The organism is Runella sp. R5_40 (genome assembly GCF_057652295.1).
The window spans coordinates 425,970-443,500 of record NZ_JBYFCH010000002.1 but is presented as its reverse complement, the minus strand read 5'-3'; the positions used below and the strand labels follow the sequence as shown (position 1 = coordinate 443,500).

Genomic DNA, 17,531 nt, shown 5'->3' with positions numbered 1-17,531 from the left:
AAATTTGCCCATTTACTTACTTACTTACTTATTTACTTTACTCTTCATCAAAAGGGATATTAAACTTTTCCAAACGTCGATAAAGTGCGGAACGCGTAATGCCCAACGATTTAGCCACGCGCGCCACTTTCCCGCGGTGAAACTCCATCGCTCGACGAATCATCTGAATTTCCATTTCTTCGAGCGTCATACTGCCCACATCTGGGAGTGATGAAGGAGAAGGGAAGAGTGCCGAATTTTTAGTCCCTTGGTAGTTTTGTTGAAAATCTTCAATCGTTAGCACGTCGCGATGGCTAATCAGTACCGTACGTTCTACCAAATTTTTAAGCTGCCGAATATTCCCAGGCAAATTCAGGTTTTTTAACCACTGCAATGCCTCTCGCGTTACCTGTAAATGCGGCCGTTGGTAGATTTGGCGTAAGTTATCCACAAAAAACTCCACCAACAGTGGAATATCATTGGGACGCTCACGCAAGGCGGGCAAGTGGATGATTATCAAATTGATGCGGTACAACAAATCTTCCCGAAAAGTACCTTTAGCTACCATTTCTTCGAGGTTTCGGTTCGTGGCGCAAATGACCCGAACATCCACCGATTTGGTTTTACTACTTCCCAACACCTCGTAGGTGCGGTCTTGTAATACCCGCAACAGCTTGACTTGGCTACTGGCATCGAGCTCGCCAATTTCGTCCAAAAAAATCGTCCCTCGGTTCGCCATTTCAAAGCGTCCCGTACGGTCAAAACGAGCGTCGGTAAACGCCCCGCGAACGTGTCCAAACATTTCAGACTCAAAAAGGCTAGTCGAAACGCCCCCCAAATTGACTTTGACAAACGGTCGCTTGGCGCGTTGGCTGTTTTGATGGATGGCTTCGGCTACCAATTCTTTTCCCGTGCCACTTTCTCCCAAAATCAGCACCGAGGCATCGGTATGGGCGATGCGGCCAATGGTCTGTAAAATCTGCACCAACTGCGGCGACTCTCCCACGATTTGTCCAAAATCGAATTGTTTGTCCAACGCACGGCGGGAAAGGGCAGTGGGCAAGGGGCGAGGGGCAATCGGTGAGGAATCTGGCATTTCTTCTGCCCTTTGCTCCTTGCCCTTTACTTCTGAATGGGCCAACGCCAAAGCCGTCCGCACTGACTGTATTAAATGCGCGTTTTGCCAAGGTTTGTTAATAAAATCAGCCGCGCCGAGTTTCATTCCTTGTACGGCCAAGTCGATGGTAGCCCAGCCCGTAATGAGAATCACGGGCAATGTTGGTTTCAAGGTCTTTAGCTCTTGAAGCATTTGTAACCCATCTCTGCCCGAAGTTTCGTTGGAAAAATTCATATCGAGTAATACCAATGCCACTTCGTGCCGCTTCAGAATCCGAAACGCGTCGTCAGGGTTGTGTGCAACGGCCACGTCAAACCCCTCCTTCCGCGCCAAAAGCGAAAGTGAAGTACAAACTGCAATATCGTCGTCAATGATTAGGAGCATGGGGCGTAAATTAGCAAGGGGCAAATTAGCAAAAGGCAAATTAGCAAAGGGCAAAGGGCAAAGGGCAAAAGGCAAAAGATAAAAAGTAAGGGGCAAAATGCAAAGAGCAAAATTGCAATAAGTAAGAGAAAAATTTGCTTTTGCCCCCTTGCTTTTTTGCCTCTTGCCTTTCTTATTTCTTACCTCTTGCCTTTCTTGCCCCTTGCTTTTTGCCTTTTACTTTTTATAGGCTATTCTTCATGAAGTACCACCGCAGGCTGCAACACCGATGCTTGGCGGCTTGGGTAAAAGGCACAAATACCGACGAGTATGTATATACCAATGACAGCCAATAACATGCCGAATAAATATACACTTGCCTTCACGTCAAAAACGTTTAGCAGCGGAAACTGAACGGCAAAAAATAACCCTAAAATCAGGCCAAAGGTGGCGATAACGGCCGTTTCTCCAATAAAATGCCATAAAATTGCTCCCTTGGTAGCGCCCATAGCGCGGCGAACGCCAATTTCTTGCTTGCGGCGATTGATGGTTTGGAACAATACCCCAAACATCCCCAAAGCGACGTTGAAGACCAAAAAGCCGCAGATAATCAACAAAATCAAAACAGGCACCAACACTAGGTTATTACGGTTCGATTTCATTTCGTCCATCTGTTGAATTTCAATGGTCCAATCTTTGCCAAGGCGTGCCAGTTCCCGTACAATTTTGGCTTCCTCCTCGGCTCCGCTTCCTGCTCTCACTTTTAATACCATGGTATCGTCCCATTTTTCAGAAGGTCGGAAAAGGGTATTGTCAAGTTCTTGAAAATCACTTTTGTGTTTGTAATAATCAACCATGCCAACCACTTTCATTTTTTTACTTCCTGCCGACTCTTCACCTCCCCCGAAGACTTTTCCAACAGCGTCTTCTGTTTCAAATAACTCCTTGGCTAAGTGTTTGGTAATGACGACAGGTACAAAATTGCCCGCAATGTCTGCCTTCGTAAACCAACGGCCTTGCGTTATTTCCATGCTCATCGCTTTAGGAAAATCAGGTTCTACGGTGATGACATCGCTCGACGCTTTTTTCTTGTTATAGGCAAAACTGTTGCTCATCGTACTAAACGTAAACGGGGCGTTGGCGCTCGTATAAGAAAAACTTTCTACTTCCCGATAACGCTTCAGTTGCTGGCTGACCAACTCTTTGTACTCCATCTTCGCCGTGTCGCTTGAGGTATTGAAGTTGATAAAAGCTACCCAAACGTTGTTGGTTTCTAGGCCAGCGGGCGTCAGGTAGTTTTGAAAATTATACACCCCAAGCGAGCAAACCGCAAACAAGATTAAGAAAGAAAAGAAGATTTCGGTCATCATCAGGGAGTTACTTTTTCTTCGCTTCCAGATGATTTTAAACAAATGTTTTATCATGGCTTTTAATATTTTAAGGCATCTACTACCTGTAATTTTGACATTCTCCAAGCAGGATAAACCCCTGACAACAACCCAAATAATAAGCTAACCAGAATCGCTACCGAAAACACTTTCCAGTTGAAACTTAGGTCGATGTAGGCAATGAGATTGCTTTGGTTAATGTAAAAAATTACCAACGATGACAGAATCAGGGCAATCACACCGCCGATGAGGGTCAGGATGATATTTTCAATCACAAACTGCATCACAAGCGTTTTGCTCGATGCTCCAAACGCTTTTCTCACGCCAATCTCCGACGCCCGTTCCATGATTCGACTCATGTTGACATTTACCAAATTGATGGCAGGAAGCGACATAAAGAGCAGAACAACGCCAAGGAGAATAGAAATAATGAACGCTGACCCGTCGCCGTCGCCTGAGCCTTTTAGCTCGCGCGTAAAGCTTACAAAATAGGTATCGGCAAATACATATAATTTGTCAGGGTTAAACCATTTGTCACCCGTTTTTGTAGGTTTTATTTTAGACGCAACGGCCTTAAATTCTTCCTGTAATTTGAGCTTATCATTGGGATTGTTAGGCAAAATAAGTGCGATGTAATCCCCTCGCAAGGCGGTCTTTTTCAAATCGGCTTTTGAAGTGTTGTAGGGGAAATACAAGTCAGAAGACGTATGAAGACGCGTGACGGGGCATCCTTTCACCACCCCAATGATGCGGTACTTTACATTATCGACTTCGAGCATTTTTCCAACGGCGGGCTGTCCTTTTCCTACGTACTGATCCCGCACGTTGTCGTTGATAACCACCACGTAATCGTTGTTAGCAATATTTTGAGCAGTATAGCTTTTCCCTTCTAAGAATTCAAAAGAAGTAACTTCCCAAAAGTTAGCATCGGTGTAGCGATACATCACCTTGATTTTGTGGTTGTTCAGGTAAATATTGATGCTGTTGAACATACTCACTGCGGCCACTTTTGCGGGCGTTTTGAGCGTCCGAATGTACGTATTGATAAACGAAAAACTAACAGGGCCTGAACTTGATCCTTCATTTTTGGTATCTTTTTCCTTGATATTCCACACATAAAGTGAGTTATCGCGGTTCACTTCGGGATAGCCTGCCGACACCAAGTGGTCGAAAAAAGCCGTGACCACCACCAAGATAGTGAGCGTAAAACTGATGCCAAACAAGCTGATAAACGTAAAAAACTTTCGACGTTTCAGCACGGCAAGGGTGATTTTTAGGTAATTAAATAGCATAGTTTTAAAAATTAGGATACCTGTGAACCGTCAAATAATCGAATCAAACGATGTGTGCGTTTGGCCATGTTTTCGTCGTGCGTTACCATCACAATCGTGGCGTTATCGCGCTGGTTGAGCGTGAGTAAAATATCCATAATCTCGTTCCCCATGTTGCTGTCCAAATTTCCCGTTGGCTCATCGGCCAAGATGATTTCGGGTTGTCCTACAATGGCCCGCGCAATGGCCACGCGTTGTTTTTGTCCACCCGAAAGTTGGTTGGGATAGTGTTTCATGCGGTTGCTCAACCCTACTTTTTCGAGTGCTTCTGAGGCCAAGCGACGGCGTTCGGCACTCGACACGTTGCGGTAGAGCAAGGGCAATTCCACGTTGTCCAAGACAGGTAAGTCATTAATCAAATGGAAGCTTTGGAAAATAAACCCGAGGGTTTGGTTCCGAAAACTCGCCAATTCCGCATCCGAAAGACCGTTGGTTTGTTTTCCGTCAATCTCCACTTGCCCCTTCGAAGGCTCGTCGAGTAGCCCGATGATGTTGAGCAGGGTACTTTTTCCGCAACCCGAAGGCCCCATAATCGACACAAATTCTCCTTTTTCGACGCTCAAATTCACTTTGTTGAGCGCAACTGTCTCTATCGTGGTTGTGCGATAGACTTTTTCGATGTTTTTTAGCTGTATCATGGATTGTTTTTGGTTTTACCTCATCGCCTCCCCTGTAGGGAAGGAGAATAACTCTTTCTTCCCTACAGGGGAAGGGCAGGGTGGGGTTATTTTAATTTACTGTTGGTTTCAAAATCGTACAACGTCAACTGACGGAGTTTATAATAGGCTCCCCAATAATCGCGCAAGGCATAGATATAATCGCGCTTGGCTTGGTCTTTTTCGGTAAAAGCAATGCTCAAATCCGTAATGCTCAAGTTGCCTAATACGTAGCGTTCTTGGGCAATTTTGTATTTTTCTGAGGCAATGCTATCGGCTTCGACGGTGAGCGCTAGCTGGTCGCGAAGCATCTCAAAGAGAGATACTTGGGTGTAAATTTCTTGGCGAAAATTTTGTTGGTCTTGCTCCACGGCATACTGTGTTAGCTGGCGCTGTGCTTCGGCGGTTTTGGTACGCGACTTCGACCGTCCCCAATCCAAAATCGGGATGTCAAGTTGTAGTTGAACGGTTTGTTGGTCTTGAGGTTTGCGGTACAGCTCAGGCACGGTTTGCCCTCGGTTCGAAAACCCCATCGTGGCCGTCAGTGTGGCATTGAGCCCGTTATCTCCTTTGGCTTTGGATACAGCCCGCTCTGCCTCTAACTTTCGACGACTAAATCCAATGGCATCGGCCCGATTGGCAAATGCCTCCGCAATGGCCTTCTCCGTTGATAATACCATTGCAATAGGAGGGCGTGGCGTATTCAAAACGAGTTTTCCTTCGTTTTGAAGGCCAATAAAGCTTTTCATATTGAGCGATGCGATTTCTAAATCACGCTTCGACACGCCTACTGCTTTTTGGGTTTTGAGCAACTCCAACTGCAATTGAAGAATTTCGTTGCGGCTTGTTTTTCCCAATTCAAACTTCTCCTTGGCTACTTTTAGAATCGCATCGGTATTGGTCAAGTTGGTTTCGGCAATCTGTAAATTGACTTGTGCCAACAACAAATCGAAAAACAATCCACTGGCCTGCAACGAAATTTGTTCCAACGATTCTACGTAGGCTTGTTGGCTTTCGTTGAATTTTAATGGCTCAATTTTTTTGTCCCACTTAAACGAGTTGAAGCGTAGCAACGGCTGCATATACCCAACGGCAAATGGGGTACCGTTGTAAAGGGTATTTTTACGGTCAAAATCGTCAAAACGCTGTAACTGCGATGTCGCATAGATACTGCCTCCCGTGGCAGCAATACTTTGGCTCAACGACAAGTTCAAGGAAGAGTTGTTGTTCCGAACGGGTTGAAACTGAATCGTTCCATCGGGCTGACGCACTTCAATAAACGACCGACTGAAAGCGGGCAAATTTCCGTTGAGGGTTAGTTGCGGTTTGTAATTCGACAAAAACGTACGGTATTCCCAGTACTTAGTTTCTTTGGTAGTAGCCGCCTGTCGTGCCGAAATCGACTGATTACGAGCCATTTCTACTACTTCCGAAAGGGTCACCCCCACTTGCCCCCAAAGCTTCCCTCCTTGCCCCCCAAAGGACAGTATAAGTGCAATAAATGCGGATAAATATCTCTTTTTCATGCTGCTGTTAGGGAATAAGTTCGACCTCTTTCGCGTTTTTAAACTTGTTCATGTCTGAGATAATCACCTTTTCTCCCGCTTTGATACCTTCCAAAATCTCGACATAATCAAAGTTAGCCAAGCCGACCTTTACCGTGCGACGCTCGGCTTTCCCGTCGTTGCGAAGGACAAACACATCCTGAACAGGAACTCCCGTGAAACCTGCGCCATTGGCCACCCGAACAACTTTCGAGTGCGCATCCGTAATTGGAAAGACTTCGACCTTCATTTTAGGGCGTAGAAGCTTATGCCCTTTCTCGTCGAGCTGAATGTCAAAATTGACAATGTTGTTTTGAACTGAAGGAGAGATATTCGTCAACGTACCTCTAAGCAACGTCTCATTAACCCTGACCACGACTCCCATACCGATTCTGATTTGCTCGGCATAATTATCCGAAATAGCCCCGATGATTTTGAACCCACCCAAATCGGCCAAACGCGCCAGCACTTCGCCCTCCGAGACTTTCGAGCCAATGTTTTTGTTGACATAGGTCAATACCCCCGAGCGGTTCGCCGTGATATTTGCTTGTTGCAGTTTGCGCTGAAGTTCCTGTAAATCTTTCGCCTGAATTTGCGCCTCGATTTCCGACTCTTTGATGTCGGCCTTCACCGTTTGTTGCTTAATCCGAATGTCATTTTCGAGTTGGCGTTTTTCGAGTTGGGCGATGCGTAACGTCTGTTCTGCTTGCTCAATGGCCTCCCGTGTGCCTCCTCCTGCACGAAACAGTCGCTTGGCATTTTCTACTTCCGCTCGAAAGCTATTGATTTTTAAGCCTTTGATGGAGTCATTGATTTTCAAATCATACACGCTTTTATCCAGCTCCCAGCGAAGTTTGACGATTCCGTTGCGTTTCAGTTCGAGTTGGTCTTTTTGTTTATCAAAGCTTAATTGGGTAAACTCTTTGTCCAACTCCAAAATTTTGTCGCCTACCTTCACCGAAGCCCCAGGCTCTAGGTACGTTTGCTGAATGACCGCGGTAATAGGGCTAGTAATAACGGCCTCAAAATCGGGCTGGACTTCGCCCGACGCAGTAAGGGTATTTTCAACGTCTCCCACTTCTGCAGTAGCGAGCCGTACGTCTTTTTGGTTGATGCTATTTCCAAAGGAATTTCGCAGCAACCATACGGCAAGGACAATCCCGCTTGTGCCTACAGCTATCCAAAGCCAACGGCGGCGCGATTGTTGCTTTTTACTTTCTTCTGGTAACTCTCTGTCCATTTTTGAAAAATTTTGGCTGTTTTTCTATTAATGGCTTCAATACCTGTACCAGAAGTCAATTGTTTATTTATCAGAATATTAGCTTTGTTTTAAAAAAGAAAAAGTGTTCGATTTCGAACACTTTGTTTGAAAATGAGAACGATAAACAAGCCTTATCGCAAGGCTTCGATTTCTTCTTGCGACAGTCCTGTTAAGCGCATGATAATTTCAATAGGCATATTTTCGGCCAATGCAGAACGAGCAATCAATTTCTTGCTTTCAATCATTCCCTGTTCTATCCCTTTTTCAATGCCTTTTTCAATGCCTTTTTCAATGCCTTGTTCAATGCCTTGTTCAATGCCTTGTTCTATTCCTTGCTCGATCCCTTTTTTTAGACCCTCTTGTAAACCTTGTTCTAATCCTTCCTGTAAGCCTTCTAAATGCCCTACTGTTTTACCTCTAAGTTCACCTTCTGCGACTGCTGTATCAATCACATTCTTTAAATCTCGGTAATATTTTAGGCTGGCTTCGTACCCTGCTAATTCTGCTGCCGAAAACTTCGCGATTTCAGCCGCTTCAAATAGTTTAGTGAAAATTTTCTCTTGCAAAGCCACAGGGCGCTTTTCCAAATAAGGAAGATGCTTCAGTACATACAGCCATTTATCGTAAGCTGTTTCAAGCTCAGCCTCCGTTTTGGTGAAATGAGGCATTTCTAAATAGATAAACGTCAGTTTTTCGTAAAAAATACGGTTGTTTTGGTCTTTGAGCTTTACTTCGTGGCGGACTTCTTTTTTGTCGCTATCTTCCGTAAAAACAAAATCTAGTATCCCAACGGTATATATTTCGGCTAATTTAAAGTCCCAATCTCCGCGTTTTGCTTGTTCTTGAATCGGAAAAGACGCATAAAATACGCTTCGGTCTTTAAAATAATTTTGTTTCGCTTTTTGCATTTCTACAATAAAGTGTTCTCCGTTTGTCCCTACGCAATACAAATCAAAAATGGCCTTGCGGTCAAGTTCTTTTTGTCCAAGATGTTCGTTTTTAGCATACGACAAATCAGCGATTTTATGACGACTTGGCAGGACGACTTCGTTCAAAAAATCAATAAGCAAGTCCTTATTGGGTTCAGAACCAAAGAGTTTCTTGAAACCAAAGTCAGTGAAAGGGTTTACGTATTTATCTTCTAAGGCCATGAGCTACTAATTTTAAACAAAGTTACCCTTTTATAGATAAACTTTGACGATGAATTACTTTTGTATTAAGTCTAGCTTTTAGGCTTAGACGAAATCAACCACCCAAAGTATCAAGCTGTTACCTAGTTGGGTTATTAATCTTGAATCTTCCACGATTCGTCGCGAAAAATAACCTTTCATTGCGTCAAGGCTAACTTTTTAGACTGACTTTATGTTATAGTTTCAACTTTAATCTTCTCTAACATGGCATTATTTCAACTCAAAATCAACGGCAAAAACTATCCTGTTGATGTCGATGCCAATACCCCGCTTTTGTGGGTATTGCGCGACCACCTCGACTTAGTTGGCACTAAATACGGCTGCGGAATGGCCATGTGCGGTGCTTGTACCGTACACGTCAACGGCGATGCAACGCGCTCGTGTGTGCTTCCAATTTCGGCGGTTTCTGCCGCCAACATCACGACTATTGAAGGGCTTTCAGAAAAAGGCACTCATCCCGTCCAAGAAGCTTGGGACGAAGTGGATGTTCCGCAATGTGGGTATTGTCAAGCGGGTCAGATCATGACCGCTTCGGCTTTACTTTCTAAAAATCCCAACCCATCGGATAAAGACATTGAAGAAGCGATGGTCGGCAATATTTGTCGGTGTGGTACTTACCACCGTATCCATGATGCAGTAAAAGTGGCGGCAACCAAAATGAAAAAATAACCCTACGAACATGAGCACAAATCAATCCAGAAGAGATTTTTTTAAAACGACTGCCGCCGCAGGTGGTGGCTTGGTGTTGGGGTTTAGTTGGTTCTCCTCGGAGGCTTTTCAGCCTCAAGTGGTGGGCACAGCGGCCGCTGACGCCATCGACTTCAATGCTTACTTAGCTATTTCTCCCTCAGGGACTGTTACCATATTTTCACCCAACCCCGAAATCGGTCAGGGCATTAAAACGGCGTTTCCCATCATCGTTGCCGAAGAACTTGATGCCGACTGGGAAAAGGTAAAAGTGGAACAATCACCGCTCGATACGAAAAAATTTGAACGCCAACTGACGGGCGGGAGCGGTGCGATTCGCCACTCGTGGGAACGCCTCCGCAAGGCAGGCGCTACAGCTCGCGCATTGCTTATCGAAGCAGCTGCTCAGCAGTGGGGCGTGCCTGCCAGCGAATGCAACGCCCAAAAAGGGATGGTGATTCACAGTTCGGGTAAAAAAATCGCTTACGGTGACCTTGCCGTTGCAGCCTCTAAACTACCCATTCCGAAAGAAGTTAAACTCAAAGCCACTTCGTCGTTTAGCCTCATCGGAAGCCGTGTCAAAGGCGTTGACAACAAGGATATCCTGACGGGTAAAAACCTATTTGGGATTGACTACAAACGTCCAGGGATGCTCCACGCTCAAGTTCAGCGTCCGCCTGCGTTTGGTCTTAAACTCAAGTCGTTTGATGCCACCGAAGCCAAAAAAATGCCAGGGATTCTCCATGTCGTTTCGTTTGGAAACAAAGTGGCGATTGTGGGTAAGACCAACTGGGAAGTAATGCAAGCCCGCAAGGCGGTGAAAATTGAGTGGGAAAAAGAAAAAGACCTTGAAAGTTCTGCCGACCACGACCGTTTGTTCAAAGAAATGCTCAACGGCACCAACGTGACGGTACAGCGCAAAGACGGCGATGTAGAGGCTGCTTTTAAGAATGCTCACAAGGTTATCGAGGCAGAGTACCAGTGCCCATTTTTGCCCCACTCGCCGATGGAGCCCATGAACTTCTTTGCCCATTTCAAAGGAGATAGCATTGAGTTAGCGGGCCCTAGCCAAACGCCCGAAGCAGCCCAGAAGCAAATCGCCAAGATGCTCAACATCGCTCCTGAAAAAGTGACGTTGGAACTGACGCGCATGGGTGGCGGCTTCGGACGCCGTCTCAACACCGATTATGCCGTAGAAGCTGCCGAACTATCGAGTATCATCAAAGCGCCTGTTAAAGTAACTTGGACGCGCGAAGACGACATGACGGGAGGTATTTATCGCCCAGCGGTTCGCTATCGTTTCAAGGCGTCCATCGACAAGGCGGGAAACATGACGGCCTTTATGCTCCACGGGGCGGGTTTGAACGCAGGAAACTCTACCCGCCAAGATAACTTCCCAGCGGGAGCTGTTGAAAACTTATTGATTCAATCCTCTGATTATAAATCTCCGATTACAACAGGCCCGTGGCGAGCACCTATCACCAACTTCTTGGCCTATGCCGAACAAGCGTTTTTGGATGAAGTTGCGGCGGCGGCGGGCAAAGACCCCGTTCAATTCCGCCTTGAGCTGTTGGACAAAGCCGAAAAGAGCCCCGTCGGTAAAATCACATACGAAACTAAGCGCTTCCGTGAGGTGATTAAGTTGGCCGCTGAAAAATCAGGTTGGGGTAAAAAGAAAAAAGGCGTCTCACAAGGCTTTAGCGTTTATTTCTCTCACGCATCGTACGTAGCGCAGGTGGCCGAAATGACAATGGCAAAAGGAAAACCTGTTTTGAAGAAAGTGTATGCGGCGGTTGACTGTGGAATCGTCATCAACGAAAGTAGTGCCAAAAACCAAATTTACGGCGCGATTGTCGATGGAATTGGTCACGCTATGTATGGCAACTTGACCTTCAAAGATGGGGCTCCACAGCAAGAAAATTTCAACAAGTACCGCCTCATTCGATACAATGAAGTGCCAGACATTGAAGCTCATTTTGTGAATAACGGCATTGAACCAACAGGTTTGGGCGAGCCTGCACTTCCACCAACGGGAGGAGCATTGGCCAATGCGATTTTCAAAACCACAGGAAAACGCCTCTACAATCAGCCATTTGCCGACCAAGATGGGCCGCTCGGTTAGGGTTTGCGGATAGTTACTTGTCAAACCAACTTTTAAGCCTATTTTTGCGTTCGTTTTCAGGGAGGTTGTTTGCTTTCCCAGCAACAATCTCCCCACAATTCGAACATCCAACTACTCAAAATTAGAAGAAATGGCTTCACAGTACGATGTAATAATTATCGGCAGCGGGCCTGGTGGCTACGTAGCTGCTATCCGTGCTTCACAATTGGGCTTGAAAACAGCCATCGTTGAAAAAGAACACCTCGGTGGAATTTGCTTGAACTGGGGCTGTATTCCCACCAAAGCATTGCTTAAAAGTGCCCAAGTTTTTCAGTACATCAACCACGCCAAAGATTACGGTATCACGGTAGGCAGTGCAGAAGCCGATTTCGGTGCTGTTATTAAGCGTAGCCGTGACGTTGCAAACGGGATGAGCAAAGGGGTAAATTTCTTGATGAAGAAAAATAAAATCGACATCATCGATGGCCTCGGACGCGTTAAGCCTGGCAAAAAAGTAGAAGTTGAAAACGACGGTAAGAAAACCGAATATACTGCCAACCACATCATCGTCGCTACTGGCGGCCGTGCTCGCCAACTTCCTAACGTCCCTATCGACGGTCAGAAAGTAATCGAGTACCGCAAAGCAATGTCGCTCGAAAAACAACCTAAATCGTTGTTGGTGATTGGCTCAGGAGCAATTGGTGTTGAGTTTGCGTACGTTTACGCAAGCATGGGCACCAAAGTAACCATTGTAGAGTTTATGCCAAACATCGTTCCTGTAGAAGACGAAGAAATCTCGAAAGAGTTGGCAAAACAATACAAAAAACTAGGCGTTGAAATCTATACCAACTCAAGTGTTGAGAAAGTAGATACCAGCGGCGCAGGTTGCGTTTCGACCGTAAAAACTCCTTCGGGCGAAATTAAAATTGAGACTGACGTGGTACTTTCTGCGGCGGGTGTAGTCGCCAATATTGAAAACATCGGTTTGGAAGAAACGGGTATTAAGTTGGAGCGTGGCAAAATCGTTACGGACGATTATTACCAAACCAACGTTCCTGGCTACTACGCCATCGGCGACGTTACCAAAGGCCAAGCCTTGGCGCACGTTGCTTCAGCCGAAGGTATTATTTGTGTAGAAAAAATTGCAGGAGAGAATCCGCACCCACTCAACTACAACAACATTCCTGGCTGTACGTATTGCTCACCCGAAATCGCCTCGGTAGGTTATACCGAAAAAGCGGCCAAAGAAGCGGGCTACGAAATCAAAGTAGGCAAGTTTCCTTTCTCAGCCTCGGGTAAAGCAAAAGCAGCAGGTGCTCCCGAAGGATTTGTGAAAGTAATTTTCGATGCAAAATACGGCGAATGGCTTGGCGCTCACATGATTGGAACCAATGTAACCGAAATGATTGCCGAAGTAGTGGTAGCTCGTAACCTCGAAACGACAGGCCACGAAATCGTTAAATCGGTTCACCCTCACCCAACCATGTCTGAGGCCATTATGGAAGCGGCTGCCGCTGCTTATGGCGAAGTAATTCACTTGTAAGATAGATACACTGGTAGTACCTAACTACCTTTGAAAAAAGCCCTTAGCTCGTTTGGTTAAGGGCTTTTTTCGTTCTTATTTTGCAATAATTAAACCACTCATCCGTTTTGGATTGCGAATTAACACTGCAATCACCACCTTCGCGTCAAATCTCACATAGCCATGACTCGTCTCTTATCCTACTTCATTGTATTCGCTACAAGTGTATTCTTTTTTGCCTGCTCTACCGAAAACGAAAAAAAGCCTGTTACGGAAGGCCCCGTTTATACGTTGGTTTTTATGGATAAAACCCAAAGCGTAAACGTCAATAAAGCCTTTGTTACGCAAAAATACCAGCAGATTCTAACCGATTTGGTCGAACAAAACATTCACCAGAAAGGCGATAAAATGGAGGTGTATTTTATTCACGAAAATACCCAAAAAGCCCGCGCGCTGTCGCTCACTTGCCGCACTGAGGTGGACGATGTCAGCCACATGAACGCCACTGACCGCGAAGCGGCCGAAACCACCGCCGACCTTGGCATTCAGCGGGAACGCATGATTTTCTTGAAGCAATTGTTGGCAAAACTTAATGTGCAGAATGTAGGAGCGTCGCAGCGCCAAACCGACATTTGGGCGAGTTTGCCCGTTATTACCAAAGCGGCTGAAACGGGCGCTGAGGTACGGGTATATTACCTAAGTGACATGATTGAAAGCATGAAAGGTACCAATCGCCGCGATTTTCACTCAAACCCTCCTAAAGACAACGCGCAAGCCGACGAATGGGCCAAGGCCGACGCTAAACAAATGCAGCAGTATGCCTTGAGTGCATCTTCTATCAAAATTGCGTTACCGTTTGAGCCCACAAGTAGCACCAAAGAAAACAACCCTACGGTGACGCAGTATTGGACAACTCTCCTTCAGGAGTTGGGAGCAGGTTCGGTAGAAGAATTGTAGTAGTTAGCCAAAGAGCTTGCGCCATCCCCACAGTAATAACACGAGCAGCAACGCAAAAATGACTAGCACGTACTCAAATTTGAGGTACGAGAAAACTACTATGCGCGTACGATCTACAATCCACATAAGGGCAATCGTGGCAAAAATCATGAGTACCAAGCCACTGAGTTTCTGAAAGCCTGGGATGTAATCAAACGACACCACGTTTCGGCGAATCAGCCAAAGGGTCAGAAACATGGAGAAAAAGGGAAGAATTTGGGTGTAAATGTTGAAATCGAAGATACTACGCCGTTCAAACAAAAACAGATACACGTTGAGGGTTACGGAGAAAATCCCTGGAATACAAATCAAATAAATCAAGAACGCATAGAAGTAATTCCACGGCGGAATATGTCCTTCATTTTTACCTAGAAGTCCTGCCAAAAACGCCATCAATGGCACTACTGCAAAATAAAAAAGCACCCAATCAGGGCGTTCTCCAATTCGGTCAAAAAACTGTTGTAAGGTCATGGGTTGCGTCAAAAAAAACTTCCCGAAAGGTTGTAGCTTTCGGGAAGTTGCATTATCCTAGTTAAAAATATCTGTAATACCGCCACCCGCATTTTTCTGCTCAGAAGTGAGCTTGTAGTTCGGGTTTGAAATCCGATTAGAGTCACTTACTTCAAACTCGCCTCCTTTGATTTGGTTGGCAAAGGTCTCCAAGCGAGCATACGCACGTTCGTCGTTTGGATTAAAGTCTCTTACAATGCTGTCTAAATCGCGAATGTTGGCTTGCGTACTGGCAATGTCGCTGGCAATTTGCCCCGAAATCACTTCCAATGCGTAGTCCAACTGCCAATCTTGGCCTTGACCCAGCACCTTGCGAGCGCGAGTGGTAGCGTTGTTGGCCGCAGCCATCGCACGAGACTCTGTTTTGAGCAAGTTAATACTCGTGGCAAAATCTTTCAATTTTTCGTCAAACGCGTGGCCGTAGCCTACCAACTTGCGGTCAAGTTTGGCAAACACATTGGCACGAGACCCAAACGTATCCACCAATCGCTTGTACGTTTCTGCTTCCGAAACTGCGCGATTCCCGTCGCCAATGGCCGCGTTAAGTTTGCCTTCAAGTTCTACAAAATCATCGGTTTCGCGGGCGTTATCACCTCCTTTTTCCACCATTTTGTCTAGCTTCACTTTCAATGCTTTGGCTTCTTCTTGGCAATACACTACTTTTTGACCCGCATCTTTGGCTAGTTTCTCGGCTTTTACCGCTTCTTGTTTCATTTGAATTTTACAAGCGTTGATTTCGGCCTTTACTTTTTCAAATTGTTGACGCGAATCTTTCATCTTGTCCAATTGGTCGTCAAGCTCTCCAAAGGGATCTACTTTAATCAGAAACTTGTGTAACCCACGCACCAAACGACGGAACAACTTAAAAATAAACGGTGCCAACATTACGCCTAATACCACCGTACCTACCACCACCAATGCGGCTAGTGCCTTCGTAAAAGCCGCCACAATGACGGGTAGTACGAACATAAAAAAGCCGTATAAAATCCCCAGCATCAGGATAAGTCCGACAAACCATGCAATGGATTTTTCGCCTTTTTTCCAGTTGGCCATGTTTTCTGGCAACACTTTTAATTTATTTTCTCCACCCTCCAAATGTTTCAAGATAGGCAGATCGCTCAATTTTGTCAATGCTTGATTATTGTCCATGAGAAAAAGAATTGGTTATACTTTGTCAAAAATAGGTTTATTTAGCTTGAAAATCACCTTTGTACGTATCATAAACGGTGGTGTTGATCCAATACGCATCTCGGGTGAAATAGAAGGTTTTACGTTCTGGATTACCAATTTCGCGAATCGCTTGTAGTACCAACGAAATCCCCGCTAGACACGCATCGCGGTTATATACTTTTTTGGTGGCTTTGTCGAGGTCGCGTACCATCAACTCTTTCAGCTTTGCATCCTTGACGTTATCAAACTTGCGAGTTTCAAACTCCGACCATCCGTCGGGTGTACGAAGCATGTTGTAAAACTTCAATAAATCGTCGTACTTAAACTCGATGATTTCGTCCTGTACTTTTTCGGGTACCAACCACGTGATAAACTGGTACGAAACGCCACCTGTGGTATAAACAATGTTACGAGTTGCCGAGCGAATCTCAGGGTTATCGTTGAGCGACGAACGAATCAGCGGCGCAATGGAGTCTTCGACCATACTTTTCAAATCCTGAACGTAAGCTTCAAATCCGTTGGTACGTTTCAAAATGCGTTCCGACAAGCGGCGGGCTCCGTACTCGATGTTATACGATTTGAAGGTATAGCGTTCGCGGCCATCGGCTCCAACGTATTTCTGCAAAATCCCTCCTTTGGTGTTTCCCCCGCCCACATCGACCAAAATTGCCGAATCGAAGTCTTCGCGGGCTAATCCTGCCCTTGCGCCGTAGGTGGCTTCCGCTTTGGCAGGCATATTGATGTTTACGCGCATTCCAAGGTTTTTCTGGGCTAGTGCGTCTAAATCGCCAATGTTAGAAGCAATATTCACCCCCGAAGACGCATAAATGATAAAGTCTTTGTTGGTGAGTTTATACGCTGACTTCACATCTTCCATCATTTCTTGCACAAAAGCAATCGCTTCTTGAATATCAGCGGGGCGAAGTTTTCCCCCGTTAGTTTCCATGCCTTTTACCAGCCCTACTGTTTCTTGACGGTCATAAACCAGTTTATAGCGCAGTTTGTTGTTTTGGAAATAAAAGCCCATCACCGACAGCTTTACTCCCTGCGAGCCAATGTCAAACCCGCCGCGATAACCTGCGTATTTGGGCGTTTGTGCTATTGTTTGTAAGGCTACCATGCAAAAAACAAGAAGCATGAGCAAGCCTTTATTGATGTATTTTTTCATGTTTAGAGAAATTTTAACCCTAGATATCTACTTCAACATCTTCGTTGTTTTTCGACTTCTTTTTAGGTTTTGTTGGTTCTGCCGACTCCTTTTTCGTCACCGATTTCTTGGTCGTTGCTTTTGCCTTTTTAGGTGCCGTAGTCGTCACCTTTTTGGCAGGTTCGGCCGCTTTTGCCGCCGCAGGAGCCTCATCAACGGCCACGTCGCTTACATTAGGCTGGGCTTTCTCTTCTACTTTCGCGGGCTCTTTGCTATCCGAAGCCACTTTATCTGTCGAAACCGAAGTGCTTGCTCCATCTGATACCGCAACTGTATCAGCACTCGCCGTCGTTGTTGCTGTTTCTTCCTTTCCGTTTTTCAAAATATACCAAGCCGAGCCACCTAACACGCCTGCAACGACCAAAAAGATGAGTACTTTTGAAAAAGTAGTGAGTTGTGACCAAAATCCGCGTTCTTGTTGAGGTTCCATGATTGGTTAATGATTGTTAATTGTTTTTTGATGTAATAACTAGGCTGCCAAGTAACAGACGAAGTACCGAAACTATTTT

15 protein-coding genes are annotated in these 17,531 nt (G+C 45.5%); 4 read left to right on the top strand and 11 right to left on the bottom strand.

The window, feature by feature from the left end:
* Positions 1-37 precede the first annotated feature (37 nt).
* The 7 genes from AC23N5_RS06645 to AC23N5_RS06615 form a co-directional block, all read right to left on the bottom strand.
* Positions 38-1,480 carry a sigma-54-dependent transcriptional regulator gene (locus AC23N5_RS06645; RefSeq protein ID WP_487754946.1) on the bottom strand — a complete coding sequence of 481 codons (1,443 nt, stop codon included), beginning with the start codon at positions 1,478-1,480 and terminating at the stop codon, positions 38-40.
* Between the two features lie 230 nt (positions 1,481-1,710).
* Positions 1,711-2,883, bottom strand: coding sequence for an ABC transporter permease (locus AC23N5_RS06640; RefSeq protein WP_487754945.1), 1,173 nt, complete (start codon positions 2,881-2,883; stop codon positions 1,711-1,713).
* A 5-nt stretch (positions 2,884-2,888) separates the two neighbouring features.
* Positions 2,889-4,139 (bottom strand): ABC transporter permease, encoded by a 1,251-nt coding sequence (locus AC23N5_RS06635; RefSeq protein ID WP_183974302.1) that lies wholly within the window; start codon positions 4,137-4,139, stop codon positions 2,889-2,891.
* Positions 4,140-4,150: 11 nt separating this feature from the next.
* Positions 4,151-4,816, bottom strand: coding sequence for an ABC transporter ATP-binding protein (locus AC23N5_RS06630; protein ID WP_487754944.1), 666 nt, complete (start codon positions 4,814-4,816; stop codon positions 4,151-4,153).
* Between the two features lie 86 nt (positions 4,817-4,902).
* The gene (locus tag AC23N5_RS06625) at positions 4,903-6,360 is read right to left on the bottom strand and encodes a TolC family protein (protein WP_183974298.1); all 1,458 of its coding nucleotides are present in this window, start codon (positions 6,358-6,360) and stop codon (positions 4,903-4,905) included.
* Between the two features lie 7 nt (positions 6,361-6,367).
* Entirely contained in the window at positions 6,368-7,618 is a 1,251-nt protein-coding gene (locus AC23N5_RS06620) for an efflux RND transporter periplasmic adaptor subunit (protein WP_487754943.1), read from the bottom strand.
* A 152-nt stretch (positions 7,619-7,770) separates the two neighbouring features.
* Positions 7,771-8,790, bottom strand: a complete 1,020-nt coding sequence (locus tag AC23N5_RS06615; RefSeq protein WP_487754942.1) for an Rpn family recombination-promoting nuclease/putative transposase — start codon at positions 8,788-8,790, stop codon at positions 7,771-7,773.
* Positions 8,791-9,033: 243 nt separating this feature from the next.
* On the opposite strand from AC23N5_RS06615, the gene AC23N5_RS06610 reads away from it, so the two are divergent.
* From AC23N5_RS06610 to AC23N5_RS06595, 4 genes are all read left to right on the top strand, one after another.
* A complete protein-coding gene (locus AC23N5_RS06610) occupies positions 9,034-9,498 on the top strand; it encodes a (2Fe-2S)-binding protein (protein ID WP_028524879.1) in 465 nt (154 codons plus the stop codon).
* 10 nt (positions 9,499-9,508) lie between these two features.
* Positions 9,509-11,638, top strand: coding sequence for a xanthine dehydrogenase family protein molybdopterin-binding subunit (locus tag AC23N5_RS06605; RefSeq protein ID WP_487754941.1), 2,130 nt, complete (start codon positions 9,509-9,511; stop codon positions 11,636-11,638).
* Between the two features lie 130 nt (positions 11,639-11,768).
* Positions 11,769-13,160, top strand: coding sequence for a dihydrolipoyl dehydrogenase (gene lpdA, locus AC23N5_RS06600; RefSeq protein WP_487754940.1), 1,392 nt, complete (start codon positions 11,769-11,771; stop codon positions 13,158-13,160).
* A 162-nt stretch (positions 13,161-13,322) separates the two neighbouring features.
* The gene (locus AC23N5_RS06595; protein WP_487754939.1) at positions 13,323-14,096 is read left to right on the top strand and encodes a hypothetical protein; all 774 of its coding nucleotides are present in this window, start codon (positions 13,323-13,325) and stop codon (positions 14,094-14,096) included.
* Positions 14,097-14,099: 3 nt separating this feature from the next.
* Here the strand turns inward: AC23N5_RS06595 and AC23N5_RS06590 are convergent, their stop codons facing one another.
* The 4 genes from AC23N5_RS06590 to AC23N5_RS06575 are packed head-to-tail and all read right to left on the bottom strand — an operon-like array spanning position 14,100 to position 17,452.
* Positions 14,100-14,606, bottom strand: a complete 507-nt coding sequence (locus AC23N5_RS06590) for a hypothetical protein (RefSeq protein WP_183974286.1) — start codon at positions 14,604-14,606, stop codon at positions 14,100-14,102.
* 57 nt (positions 14,607-14,663) lie between these two features.
* A complete protein-coding gene (locus AC23N5_RS06585) occupies positions 14,664-15,794 on the bottom strand; it encodes a hypothetical protein (protein ID WP_487754938.1) in 1,131 nt (376 codons plus the stop codon).
* A gap of 37 nt (positions 15,795-15,831) precedes the next feature.
* Positions 15,832-16,983, bottom strand: a complete 1,152-nt coding sequence (locus AC23N5_RS06580; RefSeq protein ID WP_487754937.1) for a Ppx/GppA phosphatase family protein — start codon at positions 16,981-16,983, stop codon at positions 15,832-15,834.
* A 19-nt stretch (positions 16,984-17,002) separates the two neighbouring features.
* Positions 17,003-17,452: a hypothetical protein gene (locus tag AC23N5_RS06575; protein WP_487754936.1), complete on the bottom strand. Its 450-nt coding sequence runs from the start codon at positions 17,450-17,452 to the stop codon at positions 17,003-17,005.
* Positions 17,453-17,531: the final 79 nt, after the last annotated feature.